The following is a 14,577-nucleotide window of genomic DNA, read 5'->3' as shown; positions in this document are numbered from 1 at the left end:
GACCTACCATAGAATTGCTTATAACCGGATCGGAAGTTGCCGGGAAGGCCCGTTCGGAGCGGTGCACAAGCGCTAATTTACGCCAGGCTCCCTGCCCAACAGCTAACAAGCCTTGTTGAGTTCTCTCGACGCCTAAGAGGCTTGCAAGTGAAGAAGATTTTTATATTTTTGAATATTTCCATATTTGTCTTTGAGTGTAATAAATAATTACGAAATCCTGCACGATCTTCGCAGCCTGAACGTATATCTTATTGTTGATCTTCTTCAGAATCGTTGGGTTGTATATCACGTTTCCAGGTATTAGATCTGCGATCTCGAGCTCCGATCGGCACTGAAAATAAAGGCGAAATTATACCATTATTCGTAAGATATTTCTGTTTTGATAGTATGAATTTCAGCCATTCCGGCGATGGCAGTTGATAATACACATGAACATTGAAAATCAGGCTTTGGCGGAAGGGGTGGGATTCGAACCCACGGTGGAGTTGCCCCCACGGCGGTTTTCAAGACCGCTGCCTTAAACCACTCGGCCACCCTTCCGGCCGCGGACGCGCGCAGGTCCGGGTGCCTCTTCTCTAGGGCGGTGCGGGCTGGCGCGTCAACCGCGGCCGGGGGTCTGTGGGCCCGGCCCCGAGCGCCTATCGCGCCGCGCCCGCGCACCGTAACCTGCAGGCCGTGACGGCGGGGCTTAGGTCCCCCGCGAGGGAGAGCCGCATGGGCTATCGGTACGACCACATCCACCTGCGCAGCCGGGACGCGGTGGCGGCGGCGCGGTTCTACGGCGAGGTGCTGGGGGCGCGGGAGACGGGGCGCGACGGGGGCGAGACGCCGAGCCGGATCATGCTCGATGTCGGCGGGCTGACGCTGTTCATCGAGCAGGCGCCCGAGGGCCTCGCGCCGGCGGCGGTGCCGCCGCATCGCGGCATCGAGCATCTCGGCTTCCGGGTCGACGACATCGAGGCGACGGTGGCGGATCTCGCCGCCCGCGGCATCCCGCTGGTCTCGGGCATCACCGATGTGCGGCCGGGCCTGCGCATCGCCTTCTTCGAGGGGCCGGACGGCGTGCGCATCGAGGTGCTGCAGCGGGGCTGACGGCCCTCCCGGCTCCGCCGGCGCGACGAGACATACCCCTACTCGGCGACGTGGACCACGATCGGCCGGGTGCGGCCGCGCAGGGTCAGGGGCAGCGTGCGGGTGAAGTGCCGCGCCGCCCCGGGTCCCGCGGCGGCGAGGCAGCATTCCGAGGCGACGATGCGGCCGCCGAGCTCGCGGGTGGCGGCTTCGAGGCGGCTCGCGACGTTGACGACGTCGCCGATCACCGTGAACTCCACCCGCTGGTCGGCGCCGATATTGCCGATCACCACCGGGCCGCAATGCACCCCGACCGCGACCCGCACCGGGGCGGCGGCGCGGGCCGCGCGCTTGGCGTTCCAGGCGTCGATCTCGTGCTGGAGGTCGAGGGCGCAGGCGACCGCCCGGGCGGCGGCGTCGCCGCGCCCGTCGAGGCCGCCGAAGGTCGCCATGAAGCCGTCGCCCATGAACTTGTCGAGGGTGCCGGCGTGGCGGAAGACCACCTTGCAGCTGCGCTCGCGAAAGCCGCGCAGCAGCGCGAAGGCGCGCTCGGGCCCGAGATCCTCGCTCATCCCGGTGAAGCCGACGACGTCGGCGAACAGCACCGCCACCACCCGGGTCTGCGGCGCGCCGAAGCCGGCATGGGCGCGCGCGCTCAGCGCGTCGGCGACGTCGGGCGAGACGTAGCGGGCGAGGTCGGCCCGCACCACCTCGGCGCGCACCTGGGCGAGCAGCAGCCCCCGCCCGCGCCAGACCGCGATGGCCAGCAGCAGCGTGAACAGGCCGGTGGCGATCCCTTGCGTCCAGAGCGGGGTCAGGCCGACATAGGCCGGATCGAGGAAGATCCGCAGCGACGCCTCGGCGCTCAAGGGCCCGTCGCGGGGGATGTCGGCGAAGCGGACCGTGTCGGCGCGGGCATAGACCAGCCAGACGCCGAGGGACCACAATGCCGCGATCCACCCCCCGGTCCACAGCACGGCCAGCGGCCGGTAGGTCAGCGCCGCCTCGCCGAGCAGCAGCAGCAGGTAGACGAATTCCGGGGTGCGCAGCCGGGTCTGGATCGGCCAGTCGACCCCGAGGCCCGCCGGCGGCGGCAGGATGATGACGGCGGTCATCAGCGCGACGTCGAGCACCGTGAAGCCGAGCTTGATCGCCCAGGCGTGGCGGTGGTGGCGCAGGGCGAAGGGGATCGTGCCGAGGACGAAGAACAGGCCGGCGCTCGCCAGGTAGTAGAGGTCGCGCGGCCAGGGCACCAGCACCAGCAGCCACAGCGACACCACCACGATGGCGACGGCGCGGGCCCGGAACGCGAAGGCGAGGCCGGCGAGCTCGGCGGCGCGGACGTTCTCGGCCATCCGCCCGCGGGGCCGCGGCGGCAGCCGGCCGGCGAGCCAGTGGCGCAGCCGCGCGGCCCGCAGGCCGGTGCGGAAGGCGAGCACGCGGGCGAACCCGGCGCGGGCGAGGCCGGGAGCCTTGGTCTTCAGGAAGGGCTGGGACGGCGGCTCGGCCGCCGCGATGGGCTCACTCACGGATCGGTCGCCGGGCTCCCGCTCCCCCTGCAAGGTAGGGCGTGCGCCAGCGCCGCGAAGCCCCCCGGGGTTGAACAGGCCGTGAGCGTCACCCCGCCAGCGCGTGGCCGGTCTCGGGCGCGCCCTCCAGGAAGTCCTCGGCGTAGTGGCAGGCCACCGCCCGGCCGGCGAGCGGGCGGGGCTGCGGCCGCTCCTCGCGGCAGCGGGCGGCGGCGTGGGGGCAGCGGGTGGAGAAGACGCAGCCGGCTGGCGGGTTCAGCGGCGAGGGCAATTCGCCCCGCAGCACGATCCGCTCGCGGGTCCGCGGGCCGACGCCCGGCGTCGCCGCCATCAGGGCCCGGGTGTAGGGGTGGAGGGGACGGGCGTAGATCGACTCCTTCGGCCCCTGCTCCATCGCCAGGCCGAGATACATCACCAGCACGTCGTGGGCGATATGGCGCACCACGCCGAGATCGTGGGAGATGAACAGGTAGGCGAGGCCGAGCTCTCCCTGCAGGTCGGCCAGCAGGTTCAGCACCTGGGCCTGGATCGACACGTCGAGGGCCGAGACCGGCTCGTCGGCGACCACGAGCTTGGGCGACAGCATCAGGGCGCGGGCGATGGCGATGCGCTGGCGCTGGCCGCCGGAGAACATGTGGGGGTAGCGCGCGTCGTGCTCCGGGCGCAGGCCGACCTTCGCCATCATCGCCCGCACCCGCTCGCGGCGCTCGCTCGCCGACAGGCCGGTGTTGATGGCGAGCGGCTGCTCCAGGATCGCGCCGACGCGCTTGCGCGGGTTGAGCGAGCCGTAGGGGTTCTGGAACACCAGCTGCACCGTGCGGCGCAGGCGGCGGCGCTCCGGCGACGGCGTGTCGACGGCGTCGATCCCGTCGAGGGTCAGGTCGCCGTCGGAGGGCGGCTCGATCAGCGTCACCATCCGGGCGAGGGTCGACTTGCCGCAGCCGGATTCGCCGACCACCGCCAGCGTCCGGCCGGGCTCGATCGCGAACGAGATGCCGCCCACCGCCTGGAGCCGGGCAGGCGCGCGGAAGAGGCCGCGGCGGATCTCGTAGGTCTGGCGGAGGGTGTCGGCGACGACGACGGGGGCGCTCACCGGACGGCCTCCGCAATCGAGACAGGATGATCCTGGCGGATGCGGGCGTCGCGGGACGGATCGCCCAAGGGGTAGTGGCAGCGCACGAAGCCGTCCTGCCACGGCCGCAGGGCCGGGCGCTCGCTCCGCGAATGGTCGGTGGCGTAGGCGCAGCGCGGCGAGAACAGGCAGCCGCGCGGCCGGTCGTACAGCCCCGGCACCACGCCCGGGATGGTGGCGAGCCGCCCGCCCTCGCTGCGCTCCGGCAGCGCCGCCAGCAGCGCCGCGGTGTAGGGGTGCTGGGGCGCGGCGAAGAGCGCGTCGGCGCGTTGCTCCTCCATCACCTGGCCGGCATACATCACCATCATCCGGTCGGCGGTCTCGGCGACGACGCCCATGTTGTGGGTGATGAGCACGAGCGCCATGCCGCGCTCGCGCTGGAGCGAGAGCAGGAGGTCGAGGATCTGGGCCTGGATCGTGACGTCGAGGGCCGTCGTCGGCTCGTCGGCGATCAGGAGCTTCGGGTTGCAGGCGATCGCCATGGCGATCATCACCCGCTGGTTCATGCCGCCGGAGAGCTGGTGCGGATAGGCCGACAGCCGGCTCTCGGCCGCCGGGATGCCGACCTGCTCCAGCAATTCGATCGCCCGCCTCCTCGCCGCCTTGCGGTCGAGGCCGAGATGCTGGCGCAGGGACTCGGTGATCTGGAAGCCGATCGTGAAGCAGGGGTTCAGGCTGGTGGTCGGCTCCTGGAAGATCATCGCCACGTCGCGGCCGGTGAGGCGGCGGCGCTCGCGGGCCGGCATGCCCATCAGGTCGCGGCCGGCGAAGGCGAGGCGGTCGGCCGACACCCGGCCCGGATAGGCGACGAGGCCCATCAGCGCCATCATGGTCACGCTCTTGCCCGAGCCCGACTCGCCGACGACGCCGAGCACCTCCCCCTCCTCCAGGGTCAGGCTGACGCCGTCGACGGCGCGCAACGTGCCGCCGGCGGAGGGGAATTCGACGGAGAGGTTGTCGATCTCGAGGAGCGGCATGGTGCGCCTCACCGCTTCAGCTTGGGGTCGAGGGCATCGCGAAGACCGTCCCCGACGAGGTTGAAGGCGAGCACGGTGACCAGGATGATGAGGCCCGGGAAGGTCACCACCCACCAGGCCCGCAGCACGAATTCGCGGGCATCCGCCAGCATCGTGCCCCATTCCGGCGAGGGCGGCTGGGCGCCGAGCCCTAAGAAGCCGAGGGCCGCCGCGTCGAGGATCGCCGTCGAGACGCCGAGGGAGGCCTGGACGATCAGCGGCGCGGCGCAGTTCGGCAGCACCTCCCCCACCATCAGCCGCAAGGGGCCGGCGCCGCTGACCCGGGCCGCGGTGACGTAGTCCTTGGATTTTTCCGCGATCACCGCCGCGCGGGCGATGCGGACGTAATGCGGCAGCACCACCACGGCGACCGCCAGCATCGCGTTCATCAGCCCGGGGCCGAGGATCGCCACGATGACGATGGCAAGCAGCAGCGACGGCAGGGTCAGGATGATGTCCATCACCCGCATGATGACGATGCCGGTGGCGCCGCCGACGAAGCCGGCGACCAGCCCCAGCATCGTGCCGACGAGGATCGACACCGCCACGACCGCGATGCCGATCGAGAGCGACAGCCGGGCGCCGAAGATCAGGCGCGAGAGGATGTCGCGGCCGATCGCGTCGGTGCCGAGGGGATAGGTGAGCGAGCCGCCCTCCTGCCAGAACGGCGGCTTGAGGAAGGCGGCGTTGTCGGTGAGGTTCGGCGGGTGCGGCGCGATGACGTCGGCGAAGACCGCCATCAGCAGCACCGCGACGATCAGCGCGAGGCCGATCACCGCGCCCGTGTTGGCGCGAAAGCTCGTCCAGAACTCGGCGAGCGGGTGCGGCGGGCCGGCAGGGGCCGCCGAGGCGGCGGGGGTGTCCAGAAGTTCGGCGCTCATCGGGCGTGCCGGATGCGGGGGTTCACGAGGCCGTAGCCTAAGTCGACGAGGAGATTCACCGCCATCACCACCGCGCCGATCAACAGGATGCCGCCCTGGAGGACGGGATAGTCGCGCCGGCCGATCGCCTCGATCAGCCACTTGCCGATGCCGGGCCAGGAGAAGATCGTCTCGGTCAGGATCGCGCCGGTGAACAGCACGCCGACCTGCAGGCCGATCACCGTGACGACCGGGATCAGGGCGTTGCGGAGCGCGTGCAGCCCGACGATGCGCCAGGCCGGCAGGCCCTTGGCCCGGGCGGTGCGCATGTAATCCTCGCCGAGCACTTCGAGCATCGCCGAGCGGGTCATGCGGGCGATGACCGCGAGCGGCACCGTGCCGAGTACGATCGCCGGCAGGACGAGGTGGGAGAGCGCCGAGGCGAAGGCGCCGGGCTCGTCCGACAGGAGGCTGTCGATCAAGAGGAAGCCGGTCACCGGCTCGATGAAGTACTGCACGTCGATGCGGCCCGAGACCGGCGTCCAGCCGAGCTGCACCGAGAACAGCAGGATCAGGAGCAGGCCCCACCAGAAGATCGGCATCGAGTAGCCGGTGAGCGACAGCCCCATCACCCCGTGGTCGAAGACCGAGTTGCGCTTCAGCGCCGCCAGGATGCCGGCCGGCAGGCCGACGAGGAGCGCGAACAGGATCGCGCAGGCACCGAGCTCGATCGTCGCCGGGAACAGGCTGGCGAACTCGGCGATCACCGGCTCCTTGGTGCTGATCGAGCGGCCGAGGTCGCCGTGGGCCAGCCGCTCGAGGTAGATGCCGTATTGCACGAGCAGCGGCTTGTCGAAGCCGTACTCGGTGCGCAGGGCCTCGTGCCGCGCCGGGTCGATGCCCCGCTCCCCCGCCATCGTCTCGATCGGGTCGCCGGGCACCAGGCGGATCAGGAAGAACGCCACCAGGGTGATCCCGAGGAAGGTCGGGATCACCAGGGACGCGCGGGTCAGGAGGAAGCGGAGCACGGGCCGGCCCCTACTTGAGGCTGACGCCGTAGAAGGTGTGGCGGCCGAACGGCGACAGCTTGAAGTCCACCACCTCCTTGCGGATCGGCTTCAGCTGCACCGCGTGCGCGATGGTGAACCAGGGCGCCTGCTCCTTGAACACGACTTGCGCCTGCTCGTAGAGCTTGGTGCGCTCGGCCTTGTCGGTGACGGTCTTGGCCTTGTTGACGAGGTCGTCGTAGGTCTTGTCGCACCACTTGGCGGTGTTGCCGCCGCCCTTCTCCGCCGCGGCGCAGCCGAGCAGGGTGTGGAGGAAGTTGTCGGGATCGCCGTTGTCGCCGGTCCAGCCCAGCATCGCGGTCTGGTGCTCGCCGTCCTGGACGCGCTTGCGGTACTCGCCCCACTCGTAGGACTTGATCTCGGCCTTCACCCCGACCTTGGCGAGGTCGGCCTGCATCAGCTCGGCGATGCGGCGGGCGTTCGGGTTGTAGGGCCGCTGCACCGGCATCGCCCACAGGTCGGTCGACAGGCCGTTCGGGAAGCCGGCCTCGGCGAGCAGCTTCTTGGCTCCTTCCGGATCGTAGGGGTCGTCCTTGATCGCGTCGTTGTAGGACCACATCGTCGGCGGGATCGGGTTCTTGGCCGCGACGCCGGTCGACAGGTAGACCGCGTCGATGATCGCCTTCTTGTTGATCGCCATGTTCAGCGCCTTGCGCACGCGCACGTCGTCGAACGGCTTCTTCTTGGTGTTGTAGGCCAGATATCCGATGTTGAGGCCGGGCTGCTCCAGCACCTGGACGTTTCCGTCCTTGCGCATCGCGTCGACGTCGGCCGGGTTCGGGTACGGCATCACGTGGCACTCGCCCTTCTGGAGCTTGGCCCAGCGCACCGAGGCGTCCGGCGTGATGGCGAAGACGAGGTCGTCGAGGGCGGCCTTGCCGGCGTAGTATTGCGGGAAGGCGCGGTAGCGGACGATCGCGTCCTTTTGATACTGCAGCAGGTAGAACGGGCCGGTGCCGATCGGCTCCTGGTCGAGCTTGTCCGGCGTGCCGGCCTTCATCATCGCGTCGGCGTATTCCTTCGACTGGATCGCCGCGAAGGGCATCGCGAGATCGGCGAGGAACGGCGCCTCGGGCTGGGTCAGGGTGAAGCGGACGGTATAGTCATCGACCTTGTCGATCGACGCGAGCAGCTTCGGCAGACCCATGTCGTTGAAGTAGGTGTGGTTGGAGCTGGTCACCCGGAAGAACGGGTTGCTCTCCTTCCACTGCCGCTCGAACGAGAACATCACGTCGTCGGCGTTGAAGTCGCGGGTCGGCTTGAACGCCTTGTTGGAGTGCCACTTCACGCCCTTGCGCAAAGAGAAGGTGTAGGTCTTGCCGTCCGCGGAGACGTCCCACTTCTCGGCGAGGTCCGGCACCACGTTGGTGGTGCCGCGCTCGAAATTGACGATGTTGGAGTAGATCTGGGAACTGGCATCGAACGAGGTGCCGGTGGTGTTGACCGCCGGGTAGAAGTTCTCCGGGCTGCCCTCGGAGCAGTAGACCAGCGTCTTGGCGCCGGCCGGCAGGCTTGCCGCCAGGGCGGTCGCGGCACCGAGAACCACCGCCAGGGACGCGCGCTTCATGCTCTGCTCTCCAGGTCTCGCGGGCGGGCGCCCGGCTCGCGCTCCTTCTGGCGGGTTTCCGCGCGTTTCCGCAAGGCCTTGGCGAATCGGACGCACAGGCGGGCTGAGTTGAGCTGTACGCTCGAACCCTCCCCCCTCTGCGGGGGAGGGTTCGGGGGCGTGGCGCCGTCAGCCCTCCACCGCCATCCCGCAGGCCTCCGCGATCTCCCGCGACAACGCAGAGCGCAAAGCCGATACCACCGGATGCCCAGCGCTCGCATAGTCCCGCTCCCCGATCCGCCGCACCGGCGCGACCAGCCGCAGGGAATTGGTGAGGAACACCGCCTCGGCTCCCGCCAAGGCGTCGGGCGTCAGCGGCCGCTCGGCCGGCGCGAGGCCGAGGCGCGGGGCCAGGGCGAGGACCCGGGCGCGCACGATCCCGGCGAGCACCCCGTCCTCCAGCGGCGGCGTGACGATCGTGCGGCCGGACACCGCGAACAGGTTGCCGGTGCCGGCGCAGGCCACGCGACCCTGCATGGTGAGGAAGATCGCCTCGTCGTGGCCTTGGCCCGCGGCCGCCTCGGCGGCCATGACCGCGTCGAGGTAGCCGAGCGTCTTGTGGCGCGCGGCCGGCGAGGTCTCGTTGCGGCGGATCGCGCTCCAGCCGAGGGAGAGCTCGGCGAACGCCGTGCCGGGCCGCAGCGGCGCGGCGCTGGCCCACAGGACCGGGCGGGGCTCGGCCGGCGGGCGCAGGCCCCGCGGGCCGGGCCCACGGGTCACGGTGGTGCGGATCGCCGCCCGCGGCAGGGCGGCCGCGAGCGCCCGGATCCCCGCCCTGGCCTCCGCCTCGTCGAAGGCGAAGCCGAGGGCGGCGGCGGAGGCCGCGAGGCGCGCCAGGTGCGCCGCTTCCGCCACCACCGTGCCGCCGAGCGCCATCGCGGTGTCGAACACCCCGTCGCCGAGCAGCAGGCCGCGGTCGGCGAGGTCGAAGGGCGCGACCGTGTCCTCCTGCAGGCGCCCGTCACGCCACAGCACGATGCGCCCCGCCCTCGTCGTGCCAGCGCCGGGCCAGTTCGAGGAAATTGCCGAACAGGGCGTGGCCGTGCTCGGTCAGCACCGATTCCGGGTGGAACTGTACCCCGCAGGTCGGGTGGCGGCGGTGGGAGAGCGCCATCACCTCGCCCTCGGGCGAGACGGCGTCGACGCGCAGGTGCTCCGCCATGCCGGGCTCGGGCGCCACGATCAGCGAGTGGTAGCGCCCGACGGTGAGCGGCGCCGGCAGGCCGCGGAACAGCCCCTGCCCGTCATGGTCGATCGGCGTCGCGTGGCCGTGGAGCGGGCGCATGGCCCGCGCGACCCGGCCGCCGAAGGCCGCGCCGATGCATTGATGCCCGAGGCAGACCCCGAGCAGGGGTATCGCCCCCGACAGCGCGCGGATCGCCGGGAGCGACACCCCGGCCTCGGCCGGGCTGCACGGCCCGGGCGAGATCACCACCGCCTGCGGCGCCAGGGCCCGGATCCCCGCGACGTCGAGGGCGTCGTTGCGCACGACCCGGGTCTCGGCGCCGAGTTCCTCGAAGTAGCGCACGACGTTGAAGACGAAGGAATCGTAGTTGTCGATGACGAGGATCATGCGCCCTCCCCGGTCGCGAAGGCGGAAAAGACCCGCTCGGCCTTGGTCAGGGTCTCGCGGTACTCGGCCTCCGGGTCCGACAGGAGCGTGACCCCGCCGCCGGCCTGGAGCACGGCGCGGCTTGCGTCGATCAGCACGGTGCGGATGGCGATGCTGGTGTCGAGGCTGCCGTCGAACCCGATCCAGCCGATCGCGCCGCAATAGGCCTCGCGGGCATCGCCCTCGATCTCCGTGACGATGTCCATGGCGCGCAGCTTCGGCGCCCCGGTGATCGAGCCGCCCGGGAAGGTCGCGGCCAGGAGGTCGAGCCCGTCCGCCCCGTCCTTGAGCGTGCCGGTCACCGCCGAGACGAGGTGGTGGACCCCCGCATAGGTCTCGAGCCCGCACAGGCTCGGCACCGCGACGCTGCCGGGGGCGCAGATCCGCGACAGGTCGTTGCGCAGGAGATCGACGATCATCACGTTCTCGGCCCGCTCCTTGGCGTCGGTGCGGAGCGCCTCGGCCCGGGCCCGGTCCTCGGCCGGATCGGTCGAGCGGCGCGCCGTGCCCTTGATCGGCCGGGTCTCGACCGACCGGCCGTCGAGGCGCAGGAAGCGCTCGGGCGAGGACGAGGCGATCGTCAGCCCGTCGACCTCGAGATAGGCGGCGAACGGCGCCGGGTTGCGCGCCCTGAGGCGGCGGTAGAACGCGAAGGCGTCGAAGCCCGGCGGCAGGGCCGCCTCGAAGCGCTGGGCGATGTTGGCCTGGTAGATGTCGCCGGCCCGGATGTAGTCCCGCACCCGCTCGACCGCGCGGGCGTAAGCGTCGGGCGTGAAGTTCGAGCGCCAGTCGAGGGGCGGCACCGGCGCGGTCTCCGTCGCCGGCTCCGGCCCGGCGAGCGCCGCCTCCAGGGCGTCGAGGTCGGCGGCGGCTTGTCGCGCGCGGGCGGCCGGGTCGGTCTCGGGGAAGCCGGTGGCGATCAGCCGGCAGGTGCCGGTGCGGTGATCGAAGGCGACGACGGAGGCGTAGAGGTTGACGGCGAGGTCGTCGGTGAGGCCGGCCCGGCGTGCGGGCGGCGTCACCCGTTCCAGGCTGGCGCCGAAATCATAGGCGACATACCCGATCGCCCCGCCCTGGAACGGCGGCAGGTCGGGATCGGGCGCGGTGCGGTAGGGCGCCAGCACCGCCCGGAGCGCGGCCAGCGGCGCACCCGGCACCGGGGCGCCGTTCCAATACGCTTGGGGCCCCCGCACCCGGAAGGTCCCGAACGGGTCGGCGGCGAGGTAGGAGTGGCGCCCGAGGGCATCGTGCCGCATGGCGCTGTCGAGGAGCGCGAGGCCGGCGTGGCGGCCGCGCAGGCGGGCGGCCGCGGCGGCGGGATCGAGGGGCGAGAGAGGGCGGCTCCACATGGCGGCCTTCATAGCCGAGCGGGTGTTCGGACTGAAGGCGGACGATAGGCAGGGTCGGGCCGAGACGATGACCGGGACATGCGCACCCGCGCACGATCGACGGCGAGGCCCATCGAGCAGTTCAGCTCATGGCACGCCGGATGAAAAGCCAGGGTGAATCCTTGTCGATGCTCCTAGATCTTTTTCCGATTGACTTTGAATGTATTGATCGATCGTGTATTGGGTTGGACATCACTGCTGAAGGGATGGCGCAGATCGTATGTATGTAGCTTGACACCAGTTGCGCGTAATTTCTCGACGATTTTTATCGCGCGTTCTATTTTTTCATGTCCCGATGGCTGTTCCTTGATTTTTCGGATCATTCTTTCCATTCCTGATTTGTGAATCATGTCAATTTCCTCTGTATCGTTCGGCGGTATGGATGGCCATCGATTGCCGTACGGTTATCATATAATCCTGAAGCAGTCGATAATAAGATCTAATTTTATCGTTGAGATCTTTATCTAGGCCAAAATCCTCGATCGAAAGATTTATCTCTTTATCGATAACTCGCATCGTCAGGCCGCGATCATGCGATTTCCATCTGCGAATATCGTTAAGTTTCTTTGCAATCGAGTCCGCCATCTCTTCCTTCATATCCGGGGTGACCGGTATCTTCTTCGTCCGGGTCGTAACCCAGTTTTTGAATTTGTATTTAACCAGCCATTTCTTTAAGAGTTCCACGGACAAGTCCCGGGCCTGCTCGAAATGATACAGCTCCGCGGGATCGAACTTTGCAATCAGGAACGCTATTTCTGCATCAGTGATAGTATTTTTCTTGGATTTTGAAATCAGTTCTTCGTATTTTTGAAGATATCCAAGCGCCGGAATATATATGTCGCCCTTTGATCTGCTGACGATTTGCGGATCGATAGGGCCGAGAATCGAGAAGTAATCCATGTAGATGTTGTCGCCGGACATGGCGAGAACGGTGCCGGCCGACATCGCGTGGCTCGGGATCAGGAACGATACCTCGTTCGGGTAGTGATGCCTCAGGAGGTCGGCGATTCGCTCCACGACCTGGATCGATCCGCCCTCCGTCTCGAGGATGACGATCAGTCTATCTCTTTTTTCCTTGATTTCTTCGATGCACTCTCGCACCCACTCGACGATATTGTGCTGCATCGGCGCCATTAGGCTGATGACATCGGCCTTGATATAATCTCCGATATCCTTGATCTTTGTACACAGTTCGGTTTCTATAAAGCGATTCGAGGAAATATGGCCGTCGTGATCTGAGCTCATCGCATGTCTCTGGTGTACGAAAGTTTCCGCGGTTTGCAGGCTACGTCGAATGCGTAGGATTTGACAATCTAGATCCAAGTATCGCGGATCGTCCAGCCCTTTTCGAGGCGCGGACGTACTATCTTATTGCTGGTGTTTTTGCATGATCTCAAAGCGAACTATGAAATAATTGACGGCAAGCGCAAAATCACGGCGTCGGCACGGGAAGCTTTCAGGTGAATTACAAAAGGTTCCGTAGCGCAAACGCGACAAGAAGTCCCAACATCGTGGGCCGGCGATCTGCGGCGTCGCCGGGCAACGGCGGCGCGCCGCATCCCGACCGCCCCGTGACGCCCGTCCTCCCCCGTGCTATGGGCCTGCCCCAGCACCCTTCCCTAAATCCTTGATCCCGCTCGCAGCCTCCTTCGGCGGTGGGCCGGCCCGCATTCCCGCCCCCGCCATGAACGCACCTGCTCCGAAAATCTCCTTCGTGTCGCTCGGCTGTCCCAAGGCCCTGGTCGATTCCGAGCGCATCCTCACGCACCTGCGGGCCGAGGGCTACGAGCTGGCGCGCAAGCACGACGGCGCCGACGTGGTGATCGTCAACACCTGCGGCTTCCTCGATTCGGCCAAGGCCGAGTCGCTGCAGGCGATCGGCGACGCGATGGCGGAGAACGGCCGGGTCATCGTCACCGGCTGCATGGGCGCGCAGCCGGAGGAGATCCGCGAGAAGTACCCGAACCTGCTCGCGGTCACCGGGCCGCAGGCGTACGAATCGGTGGTGGCGGCGGTGCACGAGGCGGTGCCCCCGGCGCACGACCCGTTCCTCGACCTCGTCCCGCCCCAGGGCGTCAAGCTGACGCCGCGGCACTACGCCTACCTGAAGATCTCGGAGGGCTGCAACAACCGCTGCACCTTCTGCATCATCCCGCAGCTGCGCGGCGACCTCGTCAGCCGCCCGGCCGCGGACGTGCTGCGCGAGGCCGAGAAGCTGGTGAAGGCCGGCGTCAAGGAGCTGCTCGTCGTCTCGCAGGATACCAGCGCCTACGGCATCGACACCCGCTACGCCACGAGCCCGTGGCGCGACCGCGAGGTGCGGGCCCGGTTCTACGACCTCGCCAAGGAGCTCGGCGAGCTCGGCGCCTGGGTGCGCCTGCACTACGTCTACCCCTACCCGCACGTCGACGAGGTCATCCCGCTGATGGCCGAGGGCAAGGTGCTGCCCTACCTCGACATGCCGCTGCAGCACGCGAGCCCCGCGGTGCTCAAGCGCATGCGCCGCCCGGGCAACCAGGAGAAGATGCTGGAGCGCATCCGCTCCTGGCGCACCACCTGCCCGGACCTCGCGATCCGCTCGACCTTCATCGTCGGCTTCCCGGGCGAGACGGAGGAGGAGTTCGAGGAGCTGCTGACCTGGCTCAAGGAAGCCAAGCTCGAGCGCGTCGGCTGCTTCCAGTACGAGCCGGTCCGCGGCGCTCCGGCCAATGCGGTCGCCGAGGCGGTGCCGGACGCGGTCAAGGCCGAGCGCCAGCGCCGGTTCATGGAGACGCAGCAGGCCGTCTCGCTGCGGTTGCAGAAGGCCAAGGTCGGCAAGCGCCTGCCGGTCATCATCGACGCCGCCGGCCCGACGGTGGCCAAGGGCCGCTCGAAATACGACGCGCCCGAGATCGACGGCAACGTCCACGTCGCCTTCCGCCGCCCGGTCCGGGTCGGCGACATCGTGACGGTGAAGATCGAGTCGGCGGATGCCTACGACCTGCACGGGGTGGCGGTGTAGGCTCTGGACGAGGCGGCCCGAATCAAGGCGCGCAAGCTCGCGGCCAAGCGCACCAGCGAGCGGCTGAAGCTGCTCGCGGGCTTCTTCGATGCCCTGGCCCTCGGTGTCATCGGCGCCGGGGTCATCATTCCGACGGTCGCCGACCTGACGAACGCTTGGCCGAAGTGGCGCTTGGCCGAAGAGGCGCTTGGCCGAAGAAGCGCTTGGCCGACGAGTCTCGTTTGGCTGGTGACCGGACTCGTCCTGCATCGTGCGGCACGAGGGGCGTTCACCTTTGGGATTGCCCCGTTTCTGT

Annotated in this window: 12 protein-coding genes and 1 tRNA gene; 2 read left to right on the top strand and 11 right to left on the bottom strand. The window is 68.5% G+C overall.

Features of this window, described 5'->3' with window-relative positions; translation table 11 throughout:
• Nucleotides 1-450: 450 nt before the first annotated feature.
• Nucleotides 451-540 (bottom strand) — tRNA-Ser (locus A5481_RS16110).
• 174 nt (nucleotides 541-714) lie between these two features.
• On the opposite strand from A5481_RS16110, the gene A5481_RS16105 reads away from it, so the two are divergent.
• Nucleotides 715-1,092 carry a VOC family protein gene (locus A5481_RS16105; RefSeq protein WP_048437106.1) on the top strand — a complete coding sequence of 126 codons (378 nt, stop codon included), beginning with the start codon at nucleotides 715-717 and terminating at the stop codon, nucleotides 1,090-1,092.
• A gap of 38 nt (nucleotides 1,093-1,130) precedes the next feature.
• Here the strand turns inward: A5481_RS16105 and A5481_RS16100 are convergent, their stop codons facing one another.
• The 10 genes from A5481_RS16100 to A5481_RS16055 all read right to left on the bottom strand — a co-directional run bounded on the left by A5481_RS16100 (nucleotide 1,131) and on the right by A5481_RS16055 (nucleotide 12,526).
• Nucleotides 1,131-2,600, bottom strand: coding sequence for an adenylate/guanylate cyclase domain-containing protein (locus A5481_RS16100; RefSeq protein ID WP_053082589.1), 1,470 nt, complete (start codon nucleotides 2,598-2,600; stop codon nucleotides 1,131-1,133).
• Nucleotides 2,601-2,688: 88 nt separating this feature from the next.
• Nucleotides 2,689-3,693, bottom strand: coding sequence for a peptide ABC transporter ATP-binding protein (locus tag A5481_RS16095; protein ID WP_048437105.1), 1,005 nt, complete (start codon nucleotides 3,691-3,693; stop codon nucleotides 2,689-2,691).
• On the bottom strand, nucleotides 3,690-4,709 hold the full coding sequence (locus A5481_RS16090) for an ABC transporter ATP-binding protein (protein ID WP_048437104.1): 1,020 nt from the start codon (nucleotides 4,707-4,709) through the stop codon (nucleotides 3,690-3,692). The genes A5481_RS16095 and A5481_RS16090 overlap by 4 nt, the downstream gene beginning before the upstream one ends.
• Before the next feature lie 8 nt (nucleotides 4,710-4,717).
• The gene (locus A5481_RS16085; protein WP_048437103.1) at nucleotides 4,718-5,629 is read right to left on the bottom strand and encodes an ABC transporter permease subunit; all 912 of its coding nucleotides are present in this window, start codon (nucleotides 5,627-5,629) and stop codon (nucleotides 4,718-4,720) included.
• Nucleotides 5,626-6,636: an ABC transporter permease subunit gene (locus tag A5481_RS16080; protein ID WP_048437102.1), complete on the bottom strand. Its 1,011-nt coding sequence runs from the start codon at nucleotides 6,634-6,636 to the stop codon at nucleotides 5,626-5,628. The genes A5481_RS16085 and A5481_RS16080 overlap by 4 nt, the downstream gene beginning before the upstream one ends.
• Nucleotides 6,637-6,646: 10 nt before the next feature.
• The gene (locus A5481_RS16075) at nucleotides 6,647-8,242 is read right to left on the bottom strand and encodes an ABC transporter substrate-binding protein (RefSeq protein ID WP_048437101.1); all 1,596 of its coding nucleotides are present in this window, start codon (nucleotides 8,240-8,242) and stop codon (nucleotides 6,647-6,649) included.
• Between the two features lie 168 nt (nucleotides 8,243-8,410).
• Nucleotides 8,411-9,256 (bottom strand): aminotransferase class IV, encoded by an 846-nt coding sequence (locus A5481_RS16070; RefSeq protein ID WP_048437100.1) that lies wholly within the window; start codon nucleotides 9,254-9,256, stop codon nucleotides 8,411-8,413.
• Nucleotides 9,243-9,854, bottom strand: a complete 612-nt coding sequence (locus A5481_RS16065) for an anthranilate synthase component II (RefSeq protein ID WP_048437099.1) — start codon at nucleotides 9,852-9,854, stop codon at nucleotides 9,243-9,245. The genes A5481_RS16070 and A5481_RS16065 overlap by 14 nt, the downstream gene beginning before the upstream one ends.
• Entirely contained in the window at nucleotides 9,851-11,242 is a 1,392-nt protein-coding gene (gene pabB, locus A5481_RS16060; protein WP_048437113.1) for an aminodeoxychorismate synthase component I, read from the bottom strand. The genes A5481_RS16065 and pabB overlap by 4 nt, the downstream gene beginning before the upstream one ends.
• Nucleotides 11,243-11,632: 390 nt before the next feature.
• A complete protein-coding gene (locus A5481_RS16055) occupies nucleotides 11,633-12,526 on the bottom strand; it encodes an SDH family Clp fold serine proteinase (protein WP_082173566.1) in 894 nt (297 codons plus the stop codon).
• Nucleotides 12,527-12,965: 439 nt separating this feature from the next.
• On the opposite strand from A5481_RS16055, the gene rimO reads away from it, so the two are divergent.
• Nucleotides 12,966-14,282, top strand: coding sequence for a 30S ribosomal protein S12 methylthiotransferase RimO (gene rimO, locus A5481_RS16050; RefSeq protein ID WP_048437098.1), 1,317 nt, complete (start codon nucleotides 12,966-12,968; stop codon nucleotides 14,280-14,282).
• Nucleotides 14,283-14,577 lie beyond the last annotated feature (295 nt).

The organism is Methylobacterium platani (assembly GCF_001653715.1).
Classification (GTDB): Bacteria; Pseudomonadota; Alphaproteobacteria; order Rhizobiales; family Beijerinckiaceae; genus Methylobacterium; species Methylobacterium platani.
The sequence above is the reverse complement of the archived record's forward strand: the minus strand, read 5'-3'. Positions and strand labels throughout refer to the sequence as shown.